The organism is Thomasclavelia sp. (assembly GCF_047249845.1).
Lineage (GTDB): Bacteria > Bacillota_I > Bacilli_A > Erysipelotrichales > Coprobacillaceae > Thomasclavelia.
Genome location: NZ_JBKTWO010000020.1, coordinates 15,395 through 38,909, shown reverse-complemented (window position 1 = coordinate 38,909; position 23,515 = coordinate 15,395). Strand labels below are relative to the sequence as shown.

The 23,515-nt window shown below is 28.9% G+C and carries 22 protein-coding genes and 1 pseudogene; 17 read left to right on the top strand and 6 right to left on the bottom strand.

The features are described from left to right. The first annotated feature begins 16 nt into the window (after nt 1-16). From ACLR9T_RS07060 to ACLR9T_RS07040, 5 genes are all read left to right on the top strand, one after another. Nucleotides 17-2,707, top strand: coding sequence for a DUF4118 domain-containing protein (locus tag ACLR9T_RS07060; protein WP_413108835.1), 2,691 nt, complete (start codon nt 17-19; stop codon nt 2,705-2,707). Beyond that, nucleotides 2,700-3,410, top strand: a complete 711-nt coding sequence (locus ACLR9T_RS07055; RefSeq protein WP_413108834.1) for a response regulator — start codon at nt 2,700-2,702, stop codon at nt 3,408-3,410. The genes ACLR9T_RS07060 and ACLR9T_RS07055 overlap by 8 nt, the downstream gene beginning before the upstream one ends. A gap of 183 nt (nt 3,411-3,593) precedes the next feature. Continuing rightward, nucleotides 3,594-5,054, top strand: a complete 1,461-nt coding sequence (locus ACLR9T_RS07050; RefSeq protein WP_413108833.1) for a DUF4118 domain-containing protein — start codon at nt 3,594-3,596, stop codon at nt 5,052-5,054. Beyond that, on the top strand, nt 5,047-5,733 hold the full coding sequence (locus tag ACLR9T_RS07045) for a response regulator (RefSeq protein WP_413108832.1): 687 nt from the start codon (nt 5,047-5,049) through the stop codon (nt 5,731-5,733). The genes ACLR9T_RS07050 and ACLR9T_RS07045 overlap by 8 nt, the downstream gene beginning before the upstream one ends. Before the next feature lie 88 nt (nt 5,734-5,821). Then, the gene (locus ACLR9T_RS07040; protein WP_413108831.1) at nt 5,822-6,019 is read left to right on the top strand and encodes a hypothetical protein; all 198 of its coding nucleotides are present in this window, start codon (nt 5,822-5,824) and stop codon (nt 6,017-6,019) included. Nucleotides 6,020-6,432: 413 nt separating this feature from the next. Here the strand turns inward: ACLR9T_RS07040 and ACLR9T_RS07035 are convergent, their stop codons facing one another. The 3 genes and pseudogenes from ACLR9T_RS07035 to ACLR9T_RS07025 form a co-directional block, all read right to left on the bottom strand. Continuing rightward, complete coding sequence (locus ACLR9T_RS07035) at nt 6,433-7,908, bottom strand: hypothetical protein (RefSeq protein ID WP_413108830.1); 1,476 nt, start codon at nt 7,906-7,908, stop codon at nt 6,433-6,435. Between the two features lies 1 nt (nt 7,909). Beyond that, nucleotides 7,910-8,113 (bottom strand): annotated as a pseudogene (locus tag ACLR9T_RS07030) (winged helix-turn-helix domain-containing protein); the annotation flags it as partial. Nucleotides 8,114-8,295: 182 nt separating this feature from the next. Beyond that, nucleotides 8,296-8,469, bottom strand: a complete 174-nt coding sequence (locus ACLR9T_RS07025; protein ID WP_413108829.1) for a hypothetical protein — start codon at nt 8,467-8,469, stop codon at nt 8,296-8,298. 440 nt (nt 8,470-8,909) lie between these two features. Between ACLR9T_RS07025 and ACLR9T_RS07020 the strand changes: the two genes are divergently transcribed. Continuing rightward, on the top strand, nt 8,910-9,119 hold the full coding sequence (locus ACLR9T_RS07020) for a hypothetical protein (protein ID WP_413108828.1): 210 nt from the start codon (nt 8,910-8,912) through the stop codon (nt 9,117-9,119). 210 nt (nt 9,120-9,329) lie between these two features. Here ACLR9T_RS07020 and ACLR9T_RS07015 read toward each other — a convergent pair whose 3' ends face one another. Next, complete coding sequence (locus ACLR9T_RS07015; RefSeq protein WP_413108827.1) at nt 9,330-10,202, bottom strand: LysR family transcriptional regulator; 873 nt, start codon at nt 10,200-10,202, stop codon at nt 9,330-9,332. Between the two features lie 118 nt (nt 10,203-10,320). On the opposite strand from ACLR9T_RS07015, the gene asrA reads away from it, so the two are divergent. Genes asrA through ACLR9T_RS06970 form a run of 9 tightly spaced genes read left to right on the top strand, consistent with a single transcriptional unit; the run spans nt 10,321 to nt 20,088 of the window. Beyond that, nucleotides 10,321-11,361 carry an anaerobic sulfite reductase subunit AsrA gene (gene asrA / locus ACLR9T_RS07010; RefSeq protein WP_413108826.1) on the top strand — a complete coding sequence of 347 codons (1,041 nt, stop codon included), beginning with the start codon at nt 10,321-10,323 and terminating at the stop codon, nt 11,359-11,361. After that, a complete protein-coding gene (gene asrB / locus ACLR9T_RS07005; RefSeq protein ID WP_413108825.1) occupies nt 11,354-12,148 on the top strand; it encodes an anaerobic sulfite reductase subunit AsrB in 795 nt (264 codons plus the stop codon). Before asrA ends, asrB begins: the two co-directional genes overlap by 8 nt. Before the next feature lie 12 nt (nt 12,149-12,160). Then, the gene (asrC, locus tag ACLR9T_RS07000; protein ID WP_413108824.1) at nt 12,161-13,198 is read left to right on the top strand and encodes a sulfite reductase subunit C; all 1,038 of its coding nucleotides are present in this window, start codon (nt 12,161-12,163) and stop codon (nt 13,196-13,198) included. Nucleotides 13,199-13,227: 29 nt separating this feature from the next. After that, the gene (locus ACLR9T_RS06995; protein ID WP_413108823.1) at nt 13,228-14,418 is read left to right on the top strand and encodes a glutamyl-tRNA reductase; all 1,191 of its coding nucleotides are present in this window, start codon (nt 13,228-13,230) and stop codon (nt 14,416-14,418) included. Continuing rightward, complete coding sequence (gene hemC, locus ACLR9T_RS06990; protein WP_413108822.1) at nt 14,415-15,308, top strand: hydroxymethylbilane synthase; 894 nt, start codon at nt 14,415-14,417, stop codon at nt 15,306-15,308. Before ACLR9T_RS06995 ends, hemC begins: the two co-directional genes overlap by 4 nt. Continuing rightward, entirely contained in the window at nt 15,298-16,737 is a 1,440-nt protein-coding gene (cobA, locus tag ACLR9T_RS06985) for a uroporphyrinogen-III C-methyltransferase (protein WP_413108821.1), read from the top strand. Before hemC ends, cobA begins: the two co-directional genes overlap by 11 nt. Further along, the gene (hemB, locus tag ACLR9T_RS06980) at nt 16,727-17,704 is read left to right on the top strand and encodes a porphobilinogen synthase (RefSeq protein WP_413108820.1); all 978 of its coding nucleotides are present in this window, start codon (nt 16,727-16,729) and stop codon (nt 17,702-17,704) included. The genes cobA and hemB overlap by 11 nt, the downstream gene beginning before the upstream one ends. Continuing rightward, a complete protein-coding gene (hemL, locus tag ACLR9T_RS06975; protein ID WP_413108819.1) occupies nt 17,697-18,992 on the top strand; it encodes a glutamate-1-semialdehyde 2,1-aminomutase in 1,296 nt (431 codons plus the stop codon). Before hemB ends, hemL begins: the two co-directional genes overlap by 8 nt. Next, nucleotides 18,976-20,088, top strand: a complete 1,113-nt coding sequence (locus ACLR9T_RS06970; RefSeq protein WP_413108818.1) for a bifunctional precorrin-2 dehydrogenase/sirohydrochlorin ferrochelatase — start codon at nt 18,976-18,978, stop codon at nt 20,086-20,088. Before hemL ends, ACLR9T_RS06970 begins: the two co-directional genes overlap by 17 nt. 16 nt (nt 20,089-20,104) lie before the next feature. Here ACLR9T_RS06970 and ACLR9T_RS06965 read toward each other — a convergent pair whose 3' ends face one another. Further along, nucleotides 20,105-20,890, bottom strand: coding sequence for a zinc dependent phospholipase C family protein (locus tag ACLR9T_RS06965; protein WP_413108817.1), 786 nt, complete (start codon nt 20,888-20,890; stop codon nt 20,105-20,107). Beyond that, entirely contained in the window at nt 20,890-21,240 is a 351-nt protein-coding gene (locus ACLR9T_RS06960) for an arsenate reductase family protein (RefSeq protein WP_413108816.1), read from the bottom strand. Before ACLR9T_RS06960 ends, ACLR9T_RS06965 begins: the two co-directional genes overlap by 1 nt. Before the next feature lie 161 nt (nt 21,241-21,401). Between ACLR9T_RS06960 and ACLR9T_RS06955 the strand changes: the two genes are divergently transcribed. Together ACLR9T_RS06955 and ACLR9T_RS06950 are read left to right on the top strand one after the other, a co-directional pair. Then, entirely contained in the window at nt 21,402-22,358 is a 957-nt protein-coding gene (locus ACLR9T_RS06955; RefSeq protein ID WP_413108815.1) for a N(4)-(beta-N-acetylglucosaminyl)-L-asparaginase, read from the top strand. Between the two features lie 146 nt (nt 22,359-22,504). Further along, complete coding sequence (locus ACLR9T_RS06950; RefSeq protein WP_413108814.1) at nt 22,505-23,377, top strand: YitT family protein; 873 nt, start codon at nt 22,505-22,507, stop codon at nt 23,375-23,377. The last annotated feature ends 138 nt before the right edge of the window (nt 23,378-23,515 follow it).

The following is a 23,515-nucleotide window of genomic DNA, read 5'->3' as shown; positions in this document are numbered from 1 at the left end:
AAATGGGGGAAGATGTATGGATGAAAAAAGACCTGATCCAGAGGAACTGCTAAAACAGATAAAACATGAGGAAACATCTAAACATCGTGGTAAACTAAAAATATTTTTTGGGTATGCAGCAGGAGTTGGTAAAACTTATGCCATGTTAGAAGCTGCTCATGTTGCCTTTAATGCGGGAATAGATGTAGTTGCAGGATATGTTGAACCTCATCAACGTCCTGAAACTTTAAAACTATTGGATGGGTTAGAAATATTATCTCCTTTAAAAATAAAACATAATGGAATTTTATTAAATGAATTTGATTTGGATGGTGCATTAAAACGAAATCCTGATTTAATTCTAGTTGATGAATTAGCACATACAAATGATGAACAATGTCGACATTTAAAGCGGTATCAAGATATTAATGAATTACTAGATCATGGAATCGATGTTTATACGACTATTAACGTTCAACATATTGAAAGTTTAAATGATATTATTGCATCAATTACTACAGTAGTTGTTAAAGAACGAATTCCAGATTACATCTTTGATAAAGCAGATCAAGTGGAGTTAGTTGATATTGAACCTGAAGAGCTAATAAACAGATTAGAAGCAGGAAAGATTTATCAAAAAAAGCAGGTTCAAAGAGCACTAGGAAATTTTTTTATGCTTGATAACCTAGTTGCTTTAAGAGAGATAGCTTTAAGGCGAACAGCTGATCGTGTTAATAAAAAATTTGAACAGATAAAACCTAAAAATAAAGAACATCAATATACTAATGAACATATTTTAATTTGTCTTTCACCAGCACCTTCAAATCAAAAAGTAATTCGAACGGCTTCTCGTATGGCTAATGCTTTTTTTGGAGAGTTTACAGCTGTTTTTGTAGAAACACCAAATTTCGAAAAACTGCCCAAAAAGATTAAACAGTCATTACGTGCTAATATAAAGCTAGCAGTACAGTTAGGTGCAAATATTGTAAATTTATATGGAGATGATGTTCCAGAACAAATTAGTGAGTATGCTAAATTTGCTGGAGTCTCTAAAATAGTTTTAGGAAGAACAAATACAAAACGTAAGTTTTCTCGTAATAGCTTTGCTGATCGTTTAATTGCTTTAACTCCTTCAATTGATATTTATATTATTCCTGATAAAATAAGAAATAACTATAAACCAGCACCTTTAAAACCACATCAATTTTTTTCATTATCAATAAGTGATACAATTATTTCAATTATTATTATTATTATTGTCACATTACTAGGTATTTGGTTTAGAAACCTTGGTTTTGGTGAAGCGAATATTATCATGGTGCATATTTTAGGTGTTTTAGCAACTTCACTATTAACTGAGAATCTAATTTATACATTATTAGCATCGTTAATAAGTGTATTATCGTTTAATTTCTTCTTTACAATTCCAATGCACTCATTTATAGCTTATGATAAGGGTTATCCAATTACTTTTTTAATTATGTTTTTAACCGCTTTTATTACAGGAACATTGACTAAGCGAGTAAAAGAACAAGCTCGCCTATCAGCATTAAAAGCTTATCGAACAGAAATTTTATTAAAATCAAGTCAAAAATTACAACGTGCTAAAACAAGAAAAGAAATAATTGATGAAATTTCTAAACAAATATTTAAATTACTTGATAAGACAATTATTTTTTATCCAATCATAGATAATGAACTTGCTAAACCATTAGTTTATAAAAGTAATCCCAAAGAAGATGAACAAATTTATTTAAATAAAGATGAGGAAGCAGTAGCAACCTGGGTCTTTAAAAATAATAAACATGCTGGAGCTTCAACGACAACATTACCAGGTGCTAAATGTTTGTATTTAGCTATACGTTGTGAAGACGATGTTCTAGGAGTAATTGGAATTTATCTTGATAAATCATCAATCGATGATTTTGAAAATAATTTACTAATGGCTATTTTAAATGAAGGAGCGATGGCTTTAGAAAAAGAAGCTTCCATTAGTAAAAAACGTGAAGTAGAAATAAAGGCGAATCAAGAAGAGTTACGGGCTAACTTATTGCGATCAATATCACATGATTTAAGAACTCCTTTAACTAGTATTTCAGGTAATGCAGGTGTTTTATTAGATAGTTCAGATAGATTATCTAATGAGCGAAAGATAGAAATATATAGTGATATTTATGAGGATTCGATGTGGTTAATTGATCTAGTAGAGAATTTATTATCAATAACTAGAATTGAAAATGGAAATATTCAAATCAATAAAGAAGTTGAATTAATTAATGAGATTGTTTTAGAAGCAATGCACCATATTAGTAAAGATAGTGCTAGTCATATTATTCAATTAGATCTATCAGATGATTTTATTTTTGTAAAGATTGATGCACGATTAATTATACAAGTTATTATTAATATTGTTAATAATGCAATTAAATATACACCAAAGGGATCAATAATTAGAGTTACAACTAAAAAAATTGATCAATCTTTATTATTAGAAATTAGTGATGATGGAGAAGGTATACCTGATAATCAAAAAGAAAAACTATTTGAAATGTTTTATACTTGTAATAATTTGAAAGGTGATAGTCGACGAGGATTAGGTCTTGGTCTAGCTTTATGTAAATCAATAATTGAAGCACATGAGGGTAGTATCAAAATAGTTGATAATTATCCAAAAGGCTCAGTATTTGCAATAAGTTTACCATTAGAGGAGGTAGATATTCATGGATAAACCTTTAATTTTAGTAGTAGAAGATGATCGAGCAGTAAGAAGTTTAGTAACAACAACATTAGATACTCATGACTATAAATATATCACAGCCCAAAATGGTCAGCAGGCATTATTAGAAATTGTATCACGACGACCTGATATTATTTTGCTTGATCTAGGATTACCAGATATGGATGGAATTGAGATTATCGAAAAAGTACGAAGCTGGTCAATTGTTCCAATTATTGTAATTAGTGCTCGAAGTGAAGATAAAAGTAAAATTAAAGCACTAGATACAGGCGCTGATGATTATTTAACTAAACCATTTAGTATAGATGAGCTTTTAGCACGACTTAGAGCAACCATGAGAAGATTAAAATATCTTGAGCATCAAGGAACCGAAGATGTCATTTTTACTAATGGTAATTTAAAAGTGAATTTTGATGCTGGATGCGCGTATTTAAATGATCAGGAGCTTCATTTAACTCCAATTGAGTATAAACTATTATGTTTGCTTGCTAAAAATATTGATAAAGTTTTAACTCATAACTATATTTTAAAGGAAGTTTGGGGAGATGTGATCCAAAGTGATGTACCCTCATTAAGGGTATTTATGGCGACTTTGAGAAAGAAGATTGAACTTGATACAACCAATCCTAAGTATATTCAGACTCATGTAGGAGTAGGTTATCGTATGTTAAGAGTTGAAAATAAAGAACAGTAAATAAGGAACTTATTCTAGAATATAATATTAAAGAATAAGTTTTTTTATCTTAACTCTATCTTAATGCTTGTTTTTTTATATTTATACTATTTTTATATTGTGGTAGGTACAATATAAATAGAATATAAATCTTTTATAAAGATGGAAAGAAAAGAGTTTTTATGTAGATTTAGGGGAATAAAAATGAAAAATAAAAAAGAGTATCTTAATATTATTAAAATTGTAGTAATTTGGGGATTAGCAACTTTAACTTCATTAATTCTGGATAATCTCCAGATTCGGGTTGAAAATATATTATTGATTTATGTAGTAGGGATAGTAATAAGCATTATAGAGACTAGTAATATTGCCTGGGGAATAATTTCAGCAATAACTTTTGTAATGACATTTAATTTTTTATACACAGAACCACGATATACGTTTATGATCAATGATCCTAACTATTTAATTTCATTATTCATTTTTATTACTGTAGCAGTTATAGTTTCAACTTTAACAAATCGTTTACAAAAACAGCGAGAAATCGCTTTGCATCAAGAGGAAGTAACCTCAAAAATTAATCATATTAGTAGTGGCTTTTTGAATTTATCTGGGTATGATGAAATAAAAGAGTATTGTCAAGAAAGTTTATTTAATCTAACTAAGATCAATAATGAAGTGTTTTTATATAAGAATCAAGAATTTAATGATAAGATGGCTTGGTGGTGTTATTGTCATGGGGAGTCATGTGGCAAGAAACAGGCTAAATATTCAAGTTTAAAAGAAGTATATTTACCGATTCAAAAAGACAATCATACGTATGGTACAGTTAAATTTGATTGTAGCAATCAAGATATTTCCTATGAAGATTTAGTTTATATAAAAACAATAATATCAGAATTAATCTTAGTATTACAAAGAGATGATTTAACTAGCGAAAAGGAAGAAGCAAGATTACAGGTAGAACGTGAAAAATTAAAAAGTACACTTTTAAGAAGTATTTCCCATGATCTTAGAACACCTTTAACAAGTGTTGCAGGTGGAGCTAATTTTCTTGTAAATAACATAGAATTGATTGAAAAAAAGACATGTAAAAATATTTTGAAAGATATAAGCAAAGAAGCATTACGTTTAAATGGAATGGTTGAAAACCTTTTAAATATGACACGTATTCAAGAAGGAAATTTTAAAATAAATAAAAAAATGGAGGTAGTTGATGATATTATTTCAACGACTGTATCAGCAATAACTAATCGTAAAGAAAGTCATGATCTAGTTGTAGAGGGAACAGAAGATATTATATTATTTCCTTGTGATGCTCAGTTAATTGTTCAAGTTTTAGTGAATGTTCTTGATAATGCTTTTAAACATACTCCGGATAAAACTAAAGTTATTTTAAAAGTGTTTTTACAAAATAAAAAAATTATATTTCAAGTAATTGATAATGGAAAAGGTATTGAACAAGATAAACTAGCACATATTTTTGATGATTTTTTTACAACGAATATAGATAAAGGCGATCATAAAAGAGGTATTGGTCTAGGATTAGCTATTTGTAAGGCTATAATTGGAGCACATAATGGAAGAATTATTGCTTTTAATAATAGTTTAGGCGGAGCAACTTTTGAAATTAGTTTACCACTGGAGGATAAAGGTAATGAATAATAGAACTATTTTGATAATCGAAGATGATAAAACAATTCAAAACTTTTTAAAAGTAACATTAAAAACTCAAGGATATAATTATATTGTTGCTAAAAATGGATTAAGTGGTTTATCACTTTTTTTTGCTAATCGTCCAGATTTAGTTCTCCTAGATTTAGGATTACCAGATATAGAAGGAATTGAGATTTTAAAACAAATTAGACAAAATTCAAGTACGCCAATAATCGTTGTATCTGCACGAGCATCAGAAAATGAAAAAGTAACTGCATTAGATTATGGCAGTGATGATTATGTAACTAAACCATTTAATGCTGCAGAGCTATTAGCTAGAATCAGGGCTGCTTTACGTCATTGTATTAAAGAAAAAGTAAGTAAACCAACTTTTAGTTTAGATTGTTTGAAAGTTGATTTTGAATGTCGTAGAGTTTGGGTCAAAGATCACGAAGTGCATTTGACACCGATTGAATATAAAATGTTAGTTTTGTTGATTGCTAATCGAGGTAAAGTTCTCACGCATCATTTTATTCAAGAAAATGTTTGGGGTTATGAAACAAGTGATGATTATCAATCATTACGAGTATTTATGGCTAGCATTAGAAGAAAAATCGAATCTGATACCTCAAATCCAAGATTTATTATTACCGAAGTTGGTGTAGGATATCGATTTAAAGATTATTAATAGAATCTTTATATTAGAAAGCTTTTTATAAATAGAAAATTTATTTCCTTTCATGATATTATTTTTGTGTAGAAAGGAAGTGATATATATGTTAAAAGGATTAACATATATACCTGGTATGCAAATTAAAAACATTCATAAATATTACTTTAACTCAAATATTATATTAGAAGGATTAGAAATTCTAAAGTTTAGTTGTGTGATGTTATTAGTGGGTTTATTAATGGTGATTGGTTTATTTATAGTTGTTGGAGTTCCGTGGCTAATGATGTTATTATTTATTTAAAAAGTATTGAGCTGTAAAGACATATAAGATACAGCTCTTTTTTATTAAACAAGTGTTAATATACTGATTTTTATTGGAAATATAATCTTTTTTAGTATCAAAATATCCATAATATATTATGGATATTTTGATTTTGCAAAGGGCACCTATGCTTTAAAATGTAATAATATTTTCAATAATTAAACTATTATTTTTAATAATCACTTTTATTATTCCAGAGTTATTGGTATGTTTAATAGCATTGGTTAAATATTTATTAGCTAACATTTAAATACTAAAAAACCGCATAAAACAATTAATCCAATTTTAATAGTTAAACAAATTCTTCTCATTATCTTGATCTACTTTTACTAATAGTACATATTTTAATTGTGTGAGTTAAGTAATTTCTTTGTGTAAATTAGAAGCATTTTCTATTCTTTATAATTCATATCAATTATTATTTGATAACTATTTTGAGATGAGCTAAAACTATGTTGAAAATCATGAGCTTCAATAATTTCAAAAACATCATTTAACTCTTCTAATTCTTTGCTTGTAATACTATGATCATTATTTATAAAGTAAATCTTTCTGTTTTCTATCTTAATAACAAGATTATTTTTAGATGTAGTATGATTTAAAATAAAGTGGAAAATATCGTTGATGACTTTGGTCAACTCACCTTTATTACCTAAAACTACTAAAGGATTTGCCTGGTACTTAATTTCAATATTTTTAAATATAAACAGATTTTTTCCAGTATCAATTAGTCTAGTTAATTGATTTTCTAAATCAACATCTTCTTTATCAGTGACTTCTCTTTTTACTTTTGGTTGTTTTAATATTGGTTTATCTATGGAATTAATTAATGCATTTTTATTTACAATAATTTTAATTAAAAAGTAGCTACCAATAATCATAAATAACGAAATTAAATAATTTATATAATTTTCAGAAAGATATGTAGCAAATGTATATAAATCACCATCCATATAATATTCAAACCAGGCAATATAACCTGTTTCTGAATCCTGAGAACTATAAAGATTTTCATCATAATTACTATTTGAATAGATTCCATACATTCTATCTAATTTTTGAAAACAAACTTTTACTTTATATTTTAGCTTATTATTATCATCATCAATATAGTCTAGGTTTAATAATATATCATCCATATCTGGATTAGTCATTTCATAGTATCCGTTACGATCAAACTTTTTATTACCAACTACATTCTGCATTTGTTTTTCTAAATAACCATAGATAGATGAAAGTTGTTCATCAAAATAAATAACGCCATTTTCATCCTTGTTATAATAGCCAAATGGTGTCAAAATATATTTAATATCTTTGCTTATAATATTTTCTTTTTTATCATTAATAAAAACATTATCATTTATAGCAAAATATGTTATTTTATCAACAAAGACAACACCATCATCTGTAATCGCATCATAATTAAAGGTAGCAACCATTTTTTCTTCTTTCTCTGCTAATTTTTTTATATAGTCAGTTATATTTTTGAGGCTTTGATAATCGATGTTATCAAGATTTAACTCTTTATTTTTTTCATACAAATTAGAAGTGACCTCCCCATAGCCAAGATAAGTGTTTATAAAATTACAATTATAAAAAGGAGTGCAAGAATTATCAAAAGCTGTAAAATAATTATTTGAGTAAATCTTAATTTGCTTTTTTACAATATTAGAAAGGCCCATATACATAAAATCTGAACTTAGTTCATTATTAATATTCATAACAATGTTTTTTCCAGGAAGTTGATTTTTAGGGTGATTTTTAGCAGATTGATAATCTTGATATGTATAAATAATATTAATTATTAATACATTTGTTATAATTATTAATAATATTTTATGTACTTTATTAAACTTTATTTTTTTCATATTAGCTTCCTCCCTTTGAGAAAATGTAATCATTTTTACGAATTGTTTTAATATAATCTAATGGTCTGATTAATTTTCTTGATTTTTTAATATATGTATCTACAGCTCTAACATCACAATAATAGTCATAGCTCCATAAATCATTTAATAATTGTTTTTGACTAAGTAAATAATCATGATTTTTTATAAAATAAGCTAGCATAGCATACTTTTTTCTTTTCCATCAATTACAACTTGATAAAAGTTTTCATTAAGCCGAATCAAACCGTATTTTATAATATTATCATGATAATTATGTTTAATTATAGTTAAATATTTATTATACAAGCTAGAAGGTTTAAAAGGTTTTGTTATAAAATCATCAGCTCTTAATTCATAAGCTAATAACTAGTTATTAGCTAGTGATAAGGTATTAATAAAAATAATAGGGATATTTGATAAATTTCTAATTTGTTTGCATACTTCATAACCATCTGCTGCTTTAATTTCCCACTTATTAAAATATTCAGTAATAAAATCACTTACTAACTTTTTATCTTCTGCTAATAAAATATGATACATCGATATCCCTCCTTTAAACATTGTAACATTAATCTATGAAAATATCGTGGATGTTAATAAATTAATTGACCCTCTCATTACAGAATGGTTTAAGATATAAATATCTAGGAGGATATGCTCATGAAAACAGCAAAAGAGTTTTCTAAACTTACAGGAGTAAGTTTAGAACTTTAAAGGTATTATGATGAAATAGATCTACTATGTTGTCTAAATCTAATTATCGTTTATATGACGATAATGCTATTAATAAATTGAAACAAATATTATTTTTTCGTCAATTAGAAATACCATTAGATGATAAAATTAAAGTGTATCAATTAAATAATATCATAAAAGGTTAACGAATTTAATGACAAAAAGTAATTATAATAATTTTGAAAGATTTACAAAATCTAATATAAATAAAATGATTAAAGAAATATTGAAACGTTTGTCTCAAGATGATCCTAAGAGATTTGTTTAGAGGTATAGATAATTTTAGAGAGTATACAGAAATTTTACTAGAAAATGAGTATATAGCTGATAGTATAATTAAAGCCTATGGTGGACAAGAGTTGGTATTAAATGCTTTTATAATTAGTATATGGGATAAAACTTCAAGAAATGATGAAGAAAAAGTTATTTATCAACTTCTAATTAAAGCAAGATAATTAGATGATCGAGTATTAGAAAAGAAAGCAGTTTATGAACTTGAACAGCATTGGCAAGTAATAGCTAAACGTAAAAATGTCAAAGAGGCTCTTTTAAAAATTGCTAATACATATTTAAACAATAAGAAATTAATTAATAAACCAGATCAACAATGAGATAAAGGAGCGTCTATATACATAGGAGAGGCAATCAAAAGATATTATGAGTAATTAATAATTCTTGCAAGTATTAATAAATGCTTGCATCTTTTTATTTACTGTTTTGTTTTTGTGATAACAAATCGAAAAATCACGTTCAATCACAATATTATTAACATTAATAACATGAATTATTTGTTCATTAACTTCATTTTCAACAATCTTCATTGGCATTAAAGCAATTCCATGACTATTTAATACTGCTTGTTTGACTGATTCCCAACTATGACATTGCCAAGCTGGTTTTAAGAAGATATTGTTATTTTTAAGACACTCATCAAGCTGATTTCGAGTTCCACTGCCTTGTTCACGATCAATAAAAGGATGCCAATTTAATTCTTCTAAACTAATAAAATCATTTTTACTTAAGGGATAATCTTTAGAACAAACAAAAACTACTTGATCTTTAATGACTGGATCAACAATGAGATCTTTATTTATGATAGTTCCTTCTACTAGTGCAATATCTAGAGCATTGCTTAGTAATTTGTCTTCAATCACATTAGTATTATCAATATAGACTTGAAAAGAGATATCTTGATATTTATCTTTTAAATCTTTTAAAATAGGAGAAATTAGGGTACTTCCAATTGTTAAAGTGGCACCTATCTTTAAGGGAAATAGCTTTGTTTTAGTAAAGGTATGTTCAATTTCATCATATAAATTTAATATCTGGTTAGCTTTAACCAGTAATGCTTGGCCTTCTTCACTGATAAATAAGGTCTTAGAGTAGCGTTCAAATAGTTTTATTTCATATTCTTCTTCAATCTCTTGGATTTTTTGAGAAATAGTTGGCTGTGAAATATATAATATTTTAGCAGCTTTAGACATAGATCTAGTTTTAGCGACGGTTTTGAAGATGGCTAAATGTTTTCGTGTAATCATTTTGAGACCTCCTGTATTATTGGAAAAACCAATAAATATCATTAGATATTAATATTATTATAATAACACAGAAAGTGCTATAATCAAAATGTAAGCGTAGGCATTAGGAGGAAAAACGATGGCATATAAAGTAGGTTTTAAAGATGTAAATGATATTTTGGCGACGCTATCACAAGAATATGATATCTATGGACCAAAACGCTTTGAAAAACAAGGGCGTTATTCAGATACTGATATTATTCGCTATGATAAAATTAGTAAAATTGAAGAAGTAGTGTTTGATCAAAAATCTGATTTTCCAGCTAAAGAAGTAATTACCCCAATTACTCAATCTTTATTCTATTTTACAGAAGATGAATATCGTGAAAGTAAAGTAACTGATAAAAAGATATTGATTTTTATGAGACCTTGCGATGTTAATGCAATGGAACATCAAAATAAAATATATTTAGGAAATGGCGGGTACAGTGATCTTTATTATCAACGACTTCAAGAAAAAGTTAAGATAATTTTAATGGAGTGTACAAGTGGCTGGGACACTTGTTTTTGTGTTAGTATGCAAGCTAATAAAACGAATAATTATAGTCTGGCAATTCGTCATTTAGGTAATGAGGTATTAATAGAAGTTAAAGAATATGAATTTGAAAAATATTTTAAGGAAGCTCCTAAAGATGACTTTGAAGTTTCATTTATTGAAGAAAATGAAGTGAGAGTAACAATTCCTGAAATCAAGGACAAGGAAACATTATTAAAATTAAAACAACATCCAATGTGGCAAACATTTAATTCACGCTGTATTTCATGTGGGGCTTGCACGATAGCGTGTGCTACTTGTACATGTTTTACGACAACAGACTTAATTTATAATGAAAATGCTAGTATTGGAGAACGCCGAAGAACTGCAGCTTCATGCCAGGTCGATGGTTTTAGTGATATGGCAGGGGGGCATGCTTTTAGACCAACGGCTGGGGATCGAATGCGCTATAAGATTCTTCATAAATTTCATGATTATAAAGCACGTTTTAATGATTATCATATGTGTGTTGGTTGTGGGCGCTGTACATCAAGATGCCCTGAATATATTTCAGTAACGGCAACAGTTGAGAAGATGGCTACGGCAGTGGCGGAAATTGAAGTGAAAGGAGATAACCATGAATAATCCAATCAAACCAATTCCAAGTACAATTCTTGAGATAAAACGAGAAAGTAATTTAGAGTATACGTTTAAAGTTGCTACAAATATTAAACCGGAACATGGACAGTTTCTCCAATTATCAATTCCTAAAATTGGTGAAGCACCAATCTCTGTTTCAGCCCAGGGTGAGGGCTGGTTAGATTTTACGATTCGTTCGGTTGGAAAAGTAACTGATGAAATTTTTAATAAGAAACCTGGTGATGTTCTCTTTATTAGGGGACCATATGGTAAAGGCTGGCCTTTAGAAGAAACCTTTAAAGGAAAACATTTAGTTGTAATAACTGGTGGTACAGGATTAGCACCAGTAAGAAGTATGCTAAATGAGTGCTTTGAAAATGATGGATATGTAAAAAGTTTAACTTTAATTGTTGGGTTTAAAAATGAGGCTGGAATTATTTTTAAAGAGGAATTAAATAAATGGCAAGAAAAATTTAATACTTTCTATACTTTAGATAAAGATCAAATTGAAGGATGGAATGTTGGTTTTGTAACTGATTTAGTAGATAAAATCCCTTTTGATAGTTATAAGGGTAATTATGAAGTTATTATTGTCGGGCCACCAATGATGATGAAATTCACAGGTGAAAAGGTTGCTAGTTTAGGAGTACCTGATGAAAAAATTTGGGTATCATTTGAACGAAAAATGTCATGTGCCATTGGTAAATGTGGACATTGTCGAATTGATGAAACATATGTGTGCTTAGATGGACCAGTATTTAATTATACGAAAGCTAAATATTTAGTAGATTAGGGGTGGCTGAAGATGAATCATGATATTGATATAAAAAGATTAAGAATAAATTGTTTTAGACAGTCAAAAGTGGCTGGTGAATTCATGTTACAAATGCGAGTACCGGGTTCAATGATTGCTGCTAAATATTTACAGGTAGTTCAAGATATTGCTCAAAATTGGGGAAATGGAACATTTCATATTGGAATGCGTCAAACATTAAATATTCCAGGAATAAAATATGAGTGTATTGATGAAGTAAATAAATATATCAAAAACTATATTAAAGAAGTAGAAGTTGAAATGTGTGATGTTGATATGGAAGTTACCGATTATGGATATCCGACAATTGGTGCTCGTAATGTTATGAGTTGTATTGGAAATGCTCATTGTATTAAAGCAAATGCAAACACTTATCAACTAGCTCGTAAAATTGAAAAGATTATTTTCCCTAGTCATTATCATATTAAAGTATCAGTTTCTGGATGTCCTAATGATTGTGGTAAAGGACACTTTAATGATTTTGGAATTATGGGGATTGCAAAGATGGAATATCATCCAGAAAGATGCATTGGCTGCGGTGCTTGTGTTCGTGCCTGTGAGCATCATGCCACAAGAGTACTTTCTTTAAATGCTGATAATAAGATTGATAAAGATACTTGTTGTTGTGTTGGCTGTGGTGAATGTGTAATTGCTTGTCCAACTGGAGCATGGACTCGTAAACCAACCAAGTTTTACCGAGTTACTTTAGGTGGACGAAGTGGAAAACAGTATCCAAGGATGGGAAAAATTTTCTTAAACTGGATTACTGAGGAAGCCTTATTAGAAGTTTTTGGAAACTGGCAAAAGTTTTCAGCTTGGGTAATGGATAATAAACCAGAATATATTCATGGTGGGCATTTAATTGATATTGCAGGCTATCCAAAATTTAAAGAATTAATCTTAGATGGTGTTAAACTAAATCCAGAATGTCTTGTGGCTGAAGAATTATATTGGACTGAAAGTGAACAACGTGCTAACATCCACTTAAAACCAATTAGTCAACATAAAAAAGCAGGACCTCAAAATTAAAACCACGATTTCGTGGTTTTTTAAAAGTTATGAAATTAGCAGTAATTGGTATAAGTCACAAGCAATTATCATTAGATAAAAGGAGTATTTTTAGTTTTACAGATACACAAAAATTAGAGTTTTCAGGTCTACTATTAACTTATGGAATTGAGCAGGTTCTCATTTTATCAACTTGTAACCGGAGTGAAGTGTATGTAATGTATGAAAGTGATGTTAGTTTTTTATCATCGCTTTACTTAAATTATTTTAATCAGGCAATGATGCCATTATATTTAAAAAAAGGTGATGAGGCATTAGCACATTTATTAAAGGTAGCCTGTGGTTTGGAATCCATGCTGATTCGTGAAGATCAGATTCTTGGTCAAATTAAACAGGCTTATGATTTTACTTGTAAGATGAATTTAGGAGGAAAAGAGCTTTATTTGATATTTCAAGAAACGCTTAATTTTGCTAAAGGAATTAAAAAACGTTATCCTCAGCCTTCACTTTCTTTGACCCATTTAGCAGTTGAGTATTTAAAAAAATTTGTTAGTTTAAATAATCAAAAAATTATGATTTGTGGTGCTGGTGAGATTGCTCTTTCATTTATCCCCTATTTGTATGAACACAATGAGTTGATTTTTTCTAATCGCAGTGATAATAAACTCATGGCTTTAAAAAAACAGTATTCACGAATAAAAATTATTCCTTTTAAACAAAGAAAGATTTTTTTAGATCAAGTCGATATTTTAATTAGTGCAACATCTAGCCCTCATTTGATTTTTAAAGCAAATGACTTTGTTAATTCTAGGTTAATAGCAGTTGATTTAACGATACCCCGAGATATTGATAAAAAAGCTTTAATTAAATGTATTAATCTAGATACTTTGAATCAAGAAATAGAAAAAAATAATCAGTTACGAAGTATGGGTATTGAAAATATAAATAAAGAAATCATTAATAAGATCAATGAAGTAAAAACAAAGCTTGATAGTATCAAATATGATTATGTGATACAATCTTTACAAGCTAAAAGCATGCAGCTAGCGAATCAGACATATGAGATTCTAGTTAATAAATTATCTTTGACAGCTAGAGAAAGACATATTTTGGAAAAGACGTTAAAAGCATCTTTTATGCAAATAATGAAAGACCCAATTCATTGTGTTAAAACAAATCAAATTAATGATATTGAGGTTATAAATAAATTATTTAGTCTGAAAGAGGAAAAACAAAAATGAAGATCATTGTAGGAAGTCGTGGTTCAAAACTAGCTTTAAAACAAACTGAGTATGTTATTGATAAATTAAAAAAAGCATATCCCGATAATGAATATGAAATAAAAGTTATCCATACTATTGGGGATAAAATGCAGCATGTCGCATTAGATAAAATTAATGATAAAGGGGTTTTTGTAAAAGAAATTGAAAAAGAATTATTAGAGCATACTATTGACCTTGCAGTTCATAGTTTGAAAGATATGCCAAGTGAAAATCCAGCAGGTTTAGTATATGCTAAAACATTAGCACCGAGTGATTATCGTGATTGTCTGGTTTTAAAAAATTGTACTTCATTAGCGCAGTTACCGTTTCAAGCAACAGTAGCAACGGGGAGTAAACGCCGTAAGTATCAGTTATTAAAGTTGCGGCCAGATTTACAAATTATTGATATCCGTGGCAATGTCAATACGCGTTTGAAAAAAATGGCAGAACAGAATATTGATGGACTAGTTCTTGCTAGTGCAGGTTTAATACGTTTAGGATTGGAAGAACTGATTAGTGAATATTTTGATGAAACAAGAATGATACCAGCTTGTGGACAAGGAATTCTAGCGCTTCAGTTACATCAAGACAGTGAACTTTTGACAATGATCAATGATATCAGTGATGAAACGGCTACAACTAGAATGGAATTAGAGCGGTTATTTTTAAAATCAGTAAATGGCAGTTGTCATATCCCTGTAGGAGCTTATGCTAAAATTCAAGATAACCAAGTTCATTTTTATGGCTTATTAGGGAATGAAGAAGGAACTGTTTTAAAAAGTGATAATAAAATATTTAATATTGATGATGCTAATAAAGAAGTAATTAAATTAGCTCAAGAATTAATGAGGCAGGTTTATGAGCGGTAAAGTATATTTGGTTGGTGGAGGTCCAGGAGCAATTGATTTATATACACTTAAAGCTATAGAATGTATTAAAAAGGCTGATTGTATCGTCTATGATCGCTTGATTGATCCTAAAATCTTAAATTATTGTAAACTAGAATGTGAAAAGATATATGTAGGAAAGGCTGCTAGTCGCCATACATTACCTCAAGCACAGATTAATCAGCTTTTAGTTGAAAAGGCTCAACAATATCAAACTGTAGTACGACTAAAAGGTGGAGATGTTTATGTTTTTGGTCGTGGTGGTGAAGAAGGTTTAGTATTAAAAGCAGCCAAAATTGATTTTGAAGTTGTTCCAGGACTATCATCAGCGCTTGCTGGATTGTGTTATGCAGGAATACCAATTACACATCGTAATCTAGCTTCAGGTTTTACTGTAATTACAGCTCATCATAAAAATAATCAAGATGATCAATGGGATTATCATCAATTTTTAAATGATGATTTAACTTATGTGTTTATGATGGGACATGAAAAATTAGAACAGATCGTGACTAGTCTTAAAGCTGCAGGAAAGAAAGAAGATACTCCAATTGCATTAATTTCAAATGCAACTAGAGTTAACCAAAAAAGTATTTATGGAACTTTAGCTAATATTATTGATCAGTTTAAACAAAGCAATTTAACTTCACCAATGTTGATAGTGGTTGGTAAAGTAGTTTCACTTCATCAAGAGTTGGATTTTTATCAAAAGAAAAGGTTATTAAATAAAAAGGTATTAGTAGCTTGTGTAAGTGATAATGAACTGATAATTAGTAAGTATTTTAAAGAACAGGGAGCTTTTGTAAAACAGCTTCAGTTAGGTAAAATTGATTATCTTATTTGTCAAGATGTGATTGATTTTAATCATAAACTTATTGTTTTTACTAGTCAAAATGGTATTAAAGGTTTTTTTAATTACCTCAATATTAAAAAAATTGATCATCGTGAGCTAGCTAATGTCCGTTTTGCTTGTATTGGGCAAAAAACAGCAAGATTATTATTACAATATGGTTATTGTAGTGATCTAGTTAGCAGGCAAGCTAACAGCTATGACTTTAATAGCTATTTAAAAAATAATATTCATAAAGATGAACAGCTGCTTATTATCCGTGCTAAAGAGCATAGTAATATTGAAAAAATAACAATTCAAGACCAGGAGCTGATTGTTTATGAAAATAAAGAATTAATGGTATGTGAAAATGAATGTTATGATCTAGTTTGTTTTACTTGTGCTTCATCAGTAGTAAGATTAGCTAAATGTAATGCTGATTTTAAAATAGCTTTATCAATTGGACCAATGACGACTCAGGCATTAAAACAATATTATCCGGAGGTAAAAGTTATTGAAGCTGATGATAGCAGTTATGAAGGGATGATTAAGGTTATAAAGGAGAATATCAATGTTTTATAGAGGAAGAAGATTACGAAATAATTGTGTTTCAAGAAACTTAATTAGAGAGAATCATTTATTGGTCGAACAATTGATTTGCCCATTATTTGTGGTTGAAGGGGTAAATATAAAAAAAGAAATATCGTCTTTAGAAGGTATCTATCATTATTCTGTTGATCGATTAGGTGAAGCAGTTAAAGAATTGGAGGCAGTAGGGATTCAGGCTTGCATTCTTTTTGGGATTCCAGATCATAAAGATGAAGTTGGTAGTGAAGCATATAATGATAGAGGGATAATTCAGAGGGCAATTAAAGAAATTAAACAAAAAGCACCAAATATGTATGTGATTGGCGATGTCTGTATGTGTGAATATACTGATCATGGACATTGTGGAATCTTAGACAAACATGGTATTGTAATTAATGATGAAACATTAACATATTTAGGTAAGATTGCAGTAAGTTATGCAAAAAACGGTGTTGATATGGTAGCACCTAGTGCAATGATGGATGGTGAAATCATGGCAATTCGAATGGCACTTGATAAGGCTGGATTTAATGACTTGCCAATTATGGGATATAGTGCTAAATATGCTTCTTCTTATTACGGACCATTTAGAGAGGCTGCCAATAGTGCGCCATCATTTGGTGATCGTTCAAGTTATCAGATGGATATTGCTAATGGAAATGAAGCAATGCGTGAGATTCAAGCAGATATTGATGAAGGTGTGGATATTATTATGATAAAACCAGCACTTGCTTTTTTGGATGTAATCAAAGAAGCTAAGCTAAACTTTAATATGCCAATTTGTGCTTATAATGTTAGTGGTGAATATGCAATGTTAAAACTAGCTGTTAAGGAGGGGTTGATGAAAGAAGCAGTAATTGAAGAATCATTACTAGCGATAAAACGTGCTGGTGCAGATATGATCATTACTTATTTTGCACTTGATTTAGCAAGAAAGTGGCAGGGGAATAATCATGAGTAGTCAAGAAATCTTTGAAGAGGCATGTAAATATATTCCTGGTGGTGTTAATTCTCCAGTGCGAGCATTTAAATCAGTTGGTGGAATACCAGTGTTTGCTAAATCGGGACATAAAGGACATTTAATTAGTGAAGATAATATTGAGTATATTGATTATATTTGTTCATGGGGACCACTTATTTTAGGGCATAATCATCCCGTGATTGAAAAAGCTATTATTAGAGCTAGTAAGCAAGGAACTAGTTTTGGTTTACCTACTAAATTAGAAGTTGAGATGGCTAAATTGATTGTAGAGAGTTATCAAGGAATCGATATGGTCAGAATGGTAAATTCAGGAACTGAAGCAACAATGAGTGCTTTGCGAGCAGCAAGAGGATATACAGGGCGTAATAAAATTATTAAATTTGAAGGTAATTATCATGGTCATAGTGATGGTTTGTTAGTCAAGGCTGGTTCAGGGGCATTAACTTTTAATACTCCTACTAGTCCAGGAATTCCCCAGGAAATAATCTCTCAAACAATTGTTTGTAAGTATAATGAGTTTGATTCAGTAAAAAAAGCAGTTAAAGAAAATTATGATGAAATTGCAGCTATTATTTTAGAGCCAGTAGCAGCTAATATGGGAATCGTTCCAGCAACTAATGAATTTCTAAATGGTTTACGAAATATTTGTGATCAATATGGAATTGTTTTGATTTTTGATGAGGTAATTACAGGATTTCGCGTATCATATCATAGTTGTCCTGATTATTTAGGTGTAGTTCCTGATATGGTTTGTTTTGGTAAAATCATTGGAGGAGGATTACCAGTTGGCGCATATGGTGGAAAAAAAGAAATCATGGCTCTCGTTTCACCTCAGGGGCCAGTATATCAAGCAGGAACATTATCTGGAAATCCGTTGGCAATGAGTGTTGGCTTAGCCCAGTTAAATTATTTAAAAGAGCATCCTAATATTTATGATTATATTAATCAGGCAGCTAGATATTTAGAAACAGGGATTAATAAAATATTGTTGGAATTATCACTTGGATATCAGGTTCATCGTTGCCAGAGTTTATTAACTTTATTTTTTACAAATAAAAAAATTACTACCTTTGAAGATGTGCAAACTTGTGATTGTAAAATGTATGCTTTATTTTTTAAAGAGATGTTGCAGCAAGGCATTTTAATTGCTCCAAGTCAGTTTGAAGCCTGGTTTATTAGTGCGGGGCATAGTCAAGAAGATTTAGATAATACTTTAAAAGCAATAAAAAAAGCGCTGGTAAAATGTCATGATGCCATGGTTGATTGATTTAACAGCACGAAATGTCATTATTGTTGGTGGCGGTCAAGTAGCAACGTGCAAAGTTAAGCAGTTTCTTAACGAAGGAGCTAATATAAAAATTATAGCTTTAAATGTTGCTGATGAAATTAAAAGATTAGATGTAGATTATTATGAAAAAGCATATCATTCAAAATATTTGACTGATGCTTTTCTTGTATATGCAGCAACTAATAATTCTGATTTAAATAGACAAATAGTAGCTGATGCAAACAAAAAAGGAATATTGTCAGCTAGTGCAACGAAAAGTGCTTCATCTTTAAGGAGTATGAAAAAGGTAAAAACAGAAAATATGATTTTAGGAGTCTCAACAGGTTATCCAGCCTTTTCAAAAAAGATTGAAGAGGAACTTATTATTTATGATGATTATCTTATGTGGTTAAGAAAGATCAGAAACTTTGTTTTGAAAAATAATTTAGTTGATTATATTGAAAGAAAATCATTTTTTAATAATATGCTATTGTTTAATAAAAGTGAGTTAGAGTTAATATATAATTTTTTAATAACAAGAAAAGGAAAACTATTAATTTTTTCAGTTCATTTAGATTCTCTAACAAATAATTTTACTAGGCTATTAAATGCATTAGCAATAAGTTATTATGATCAAAATTATAGTGATAAATTAGCTGCATTAACATCATTAATGATTGATTGGAAAATTCAACCAATGGTTATTTCATATGGAAAAATATATGATAAGCTAAAAGCCAGTACGGAGTATTATTTGGTTGAAAAGCCACTATTTATTAATAATGAAATATTGGATAAATTATATGCTAGTAATAAAAAAAGGTTATTTTTAATTCATCCTAGAAGTAATACTAATCTACAGTTATTATTAAAGAACTATGGTTACGTTCATGAATTTGATCAGCCTTTATCAACTGAAATTAACTTTGATCAGGTAATTCCATTTGTTTTAACCAAAGGATATCATTATAAAAAACATATTATGGAAATAATAAAAGAAGATTTAAATATTAATTTAAATTGTGTTTTATTAGAGGATAAAACAGTAGTAAATAATTTAGTAGAGTTAATAAAATTACGTTTTAATAATAAATAACCAGCATTTTAGCTGGTTATTTAAAATTATGATCAAATCTTTCAGGTAAATCAAAATTATATTTTATGGTATCAATTAAATCATAGATTCCAATAACAGATTCATTTATGCTTTTATTAAATAATACCTCAATCTTTGGTATATAAGGAATAAGAACTTTATTAGGTTTATAGTTTACTACAAATCCTTGAAACTTTTTATAAGTAAAGCTAATTAATAAAACTAAATAAATTAATCCTCTTTTATATAATTGTGGAGCAACTAATAGATGATCGTAAAACTTCATTCCCTTTAGTGACTTTATTAATTGTTTTTTGGTAGTTTTAAAAAATGGATTAATATTATCAATAATATATTCGTTAATAATAATATGATTTGTTAAAGGGGTTTTCAAAGGATTCAAATCGTCCTTTAACATTAAATAACGATCTAGTTCAGTTTCTATTTCAAAATGGGTTATTCCTGTTTCACCAATAATTTTATCAATATAACTATGACAATTACTATCTAGAATAAAATGACAGACAAAGCCACATAAATAAACAAATTGGGCTTCGCTTTTTGTTTCTCTTAATATAGATAAAGATTGATTAAAAAAAATATTTGCTTTTTGCTGATGCATTTCACTACCTAATCGATTAACTTTACTGTGGATATAAGGACGATTGTAAAAAAGTATATCTGGACCATGTAACCCAAGATTAAATAAATCTTGATTATTAAGAATGACTCTTTTTAAAGGATCACAAAGCTGTTCAATTACTTTTTGACCTAAGCGATAATGGCTATAAGCTGCAGGCATTATTTCAACAAATCATATTCAGCTGGCTTAAAACCAACTAAAACTTTATCATCAGTTTCAACGATTGGTCTTTTCACTAACATCCCATCACTTGCTAAAAGAGTTAGTTGTTCATCTTCGCTCATTTGTACTAATTTATCTTTTAAATGTAACTCTTTATATTTTAATCCTGATGTATTAAAAAATCGTTTAAGTGGTAAACTGCTTTTTTTATATAGAGCTAATAATTCTTCTTTGTTTAATCTTTCTTCAACGATATGACGATCACTATGTTCAATACCAAGATCATCAAGATATTTTTTTGCTTTTTTACAAGTACTGCATTTTGGATATTCAATAAATTTTAACATAATTTCACCTCATCAATAGTTTAACTCATTTTATCATGAGATTACACATATTTAGTATATTTTTTAATAATAAAATATATAAGATATTCTTGTTTAGTTTAAAAAAGTCAAACTATGTTTTATAATTAAATAAAAACAGATAAAATAAGGAGGTTTATTATATGTGGGGGATAATTGCAACTTGGCGTATGGCTTTAGAAGGAGTAGAAAAGGCTAGTAAATTACTAAAAAATTCAGGGGATGCAGGAGATGCTATAGAAATGGCAATTAAAGAAGTAGAAGATTTTCCATATTATAAGTCTGTTGGATATGGAGGATTACCAAATGAGGAGATGGAAGTTGAATTAGATGCAGCTTTTATGGATGGAGATACATTGGATATTGGAGCAGTGGCAGCTATAAAAGATTTTGCTAACCCAATATCAATTGCCCGGCGTTTATCAAAAGAAAAAGTGAATAATCTATTAGTTGGTTCTGGTGCTGAGAAGTATGCTCATAAAGAGGGGTTTGAACGAAAAAATATGTTAACTAATAGGGCTAAAATTCATTATTATAATAGAATTGATGAAATTAAGGAACAACAAATAAAGCCATACTCAGGTCATGATACAGTTGGAATGGTATGTTTGGATTTTAATGGTAAAATGACTTCTGCTACTTCTACAAGTGGCTTGTTTATGAAAAAGGCTGGTCGTGTTGGTGATTCTCCAATTTCAGGTTCAGGATTTTATGTTGATAGTAAAATTGGTGGTGCTAGTGCTACAGGCTTGGGTGAAGATGTGATGAAAGGATGTCTTGCATATGAAATTGTACGTCTAATGAAAGATGGTATTCATCCTCAAAAAGCTTGCGAAATGGCTGTTAATATGTTTGATTTGGAATTAAAAGAACGTCGTGGTCAAGCTGGAGATATGTCACTTATTGCTATGAACAACAAAGGTCAATGGGGAGTTGCAACAAATATTGAGAATTTTTCTTTTGTTGTTGCTACAACAAAAGAAAAAGCAACTGTCTATATAACAAAAAATATTGATGGAAAATGTGTTCATGAAAGAGCAAGTCAAGAATGGTTAGATAGTTATATGGCAACAAGAAAAAAAAACTTTGAAAAGAAATAGTTAATTTATATTAAAAGTAGTTAAAATGATTTAATAATAGGGAATACTAATCATAAAGTAGTTGTTAAAATAATTATTTATAAAGGAAAGTAGGAAAATTATGATTAGTAAAGTGAAAATATTTAAAGAAATGAAGCTTACTATTTATGTTTAAAAAATTAAGTAATAATAAAAGGGTTAGGCTTTTAATAACGTTGATTAGTGTCATAATAGCTGCTTTTTTACAAGCATATGTACTTAATGTCTTTATTCAGCCAACTAATTTATTATCTAGTGGATTTACCGGAGTAGCAATTTTAATTGAAAAGATTACCTCTTTATTTGGCTTTTCTTTTCCAATATCTTTAGGAATGATTTTATTAAATATACCAGTTGCTATTTTGTGTTATAAAAGTATTAGTCCAAAATTTACATTTTTTTCTTTACTTGAAGTCTTTTTAGCTAGTTTCTTTTTAAATTTTACTCATTATCCGCCTTTATTTGATGATATATTATTAAATATAGTTTTTGGTGGATTTGCATATGGGTTATTGACTGTTATAGCTTTAAAAGGTAATGCTTCAACTGGAGGGACGGATTTTATAGCATTATATGTATCAAATCGCAAAGGAAAAGCAATTTGGGGGTACGTATTTATATTTAATGCAATAATCTTAATTATCTTTGGATATATGTTTAGTTGGGAATATGCGGGGTACTCAATTTTATTTCAATTTATATCTACTAAAACAATTGATTCATTTTATCGACGCTATGAACGAGTAACTTTACAAATAACAACTACAAAAGCACAAGAGATTATTGAGGCATATATTCTACAGTATCATCATGGTATTTCGTGTGTTGAAGCAATTGGGGGATATAGTAAAAAAACGATGTATTTATTACATACAGTTGTTTCAAGTTATGAAGTACAAGATATTGTAAGTTTAATGAAAGATGTTGATTCTCGTGTTATTATTAATGTGATAAAAACTGAGAATTTCTTTGGTTATTTTTATCAGGCACCAATTGAATAAAAAAGCTAATTATCGTATAAATTAGCTTTTTTATTGCGTAAGAATAACCATTGCGTAGCAATTTTATCTATGCTATAGTTTAATTAGCTAAGAAAGATATTATTGAAAAAATAATATTTTTACTATTAGACTTGTTAT

Coding starts and splice junctions, on each gene's coding strand:
- ACLR9T_RS07020 (WP_413108828.1), top strand. CDS start 8,910: ATGATCCTAAGAGATTTGTTTAGAGGTATAGATAATTTTAGAGAGTAT.
- ACLR9T_RS07015 (WP_413108827.1), bottom strand. CDS start 10,202: ATGATTACACGAAAACATTTAGCCATCTTCAAAACCGTCGCTAAAACT.
- ACLR9T_RS07040 (WP_413108831.1), top strand. CDS start 5,822: ATGTTAAAAGGATTAACATATATACCTGGTATGCAAATTAAAAACATT.
- ACLR9T_RS07035 (WP_413108830.1), bottom strand. CDS start 7,908: ATGAAAAAAATAAAGTTTAATAAAGTACATAAAATATTATTAATAATT.
- ACLR9T_RS07055 (WP_413108834.1), top strand. CDS start 2,700: ATGGATAAACCTTTAATTTTAGTAGTAGAAGATGATCGAGCAGTAAGA.
- asrA (WP_413108826.1), top strand. CDS start 10,321: ATGGCATATAAAGTAGGTTTTAAAGATGTAAATGATATTTTGGCGACG.
- cobA (WP_413108821.1), top strand. CDS start 15,298: ATGAGCGGTAAAGTATATTTGGTTGGTGGAGGTCCAGGAGCAATTGAT.
- hemB (WP_413108820.1), top strand. CDS start 16,727: ATGTTTTATAGAGGAAGAAGATTACGAAATAATTGTGTTTCAAGAAAC.
- asrB (WP_413108825.1), top strand. CDS start 11,354: ATGAATAATCCAATCAAACCAATTCCAAGTACAATTCTTGAGATAAAA.
- ACLR9T_RS06955 (WP_413108815.1), top strand. CDS start 21,402: ATGTGGGGGATAATTGCAACTTGGCGTATGGCTTTAGAAGGAGTAGAA.
- ACLR9T_RS07060 (WP_413108835.1), top strand. CDS start 17: ATGGATGAAAAAAGACCTGATCCAGAGGAACTGCTAAAACAGATAAAA.
- ACLR9T_RS06970 (WP_413108818.1), top strand. CDS start 18,976: ATGCCATGGTTGATTGATTTAACAGCACGAAATGTCATTATTGTTGGT.
- ACLR9T_RS06950 (WP_413108814.1), top strand. CDS start 22,505: ATGTTTAAAAAATTAAGTAATAATAAAAGGGTTAGGCTTTTAATAACG.
- hemL (WP_413108819.1), top strand. CDS start 17,697: ATGAGTAGTCAAGAAATCTTTGAAGAGGCATGTAAATATATTCCTGGT.
- asrC (WP_413108824.1), top strand. CDS start 12,161: ATGAATCATGATATTGATATAAAAAGATTAAGAATAAATTGTTTTAGA.
- ACLR9T_RS06995 (WP_413108823.1), top strand. CDS start 13,228: ATGAAATTAGCAGTAATTGGTATAAGTCACAAGCAATTATCATTAGAT.
- hemC (WP_413108822.1), top strand. CDS start 14,415: ATGAAGATCATTGTAGGAAGTCGTGGTTCAAAACTAGCTTTAAAACAA.
- ACLR9T_RS06960 (WP_413108816.1), bottom strand. CDS start 21,240: ATGTTAAAATTTATTGAATATCCAAAATGCAGTACTTGTAAAAAAGCA.
- ACLR9T_RS07050 (WP_413108833.1), top strand. CDS start 3,594: ATGAAAAATAAAAAAGAGTATCTTAATATTATTAAAATTGTAGTAATT.
- ACLR9T_RS07045 (WP_413108832.1), top strand. CDS start 5,047: ATGAATAATAGAACTATTTTGATAATCGAAGATGATAAAACAATTCAA.
- ACLR9T_RS06965 (WP_413108817.1), bottom strand. CDS start 20,890: ATGCCTGCAGCTTATAGCCATTATCGCTTAGGTCAAAAAGTAATTGAA.
- ACLR9T_RS07025 (WP_413108829.1), bottom strand. CDS start 8,469: ATGTATCATATTTTATTAGCAGAAGATAAAAAGTTAGTAAGTGATTTT.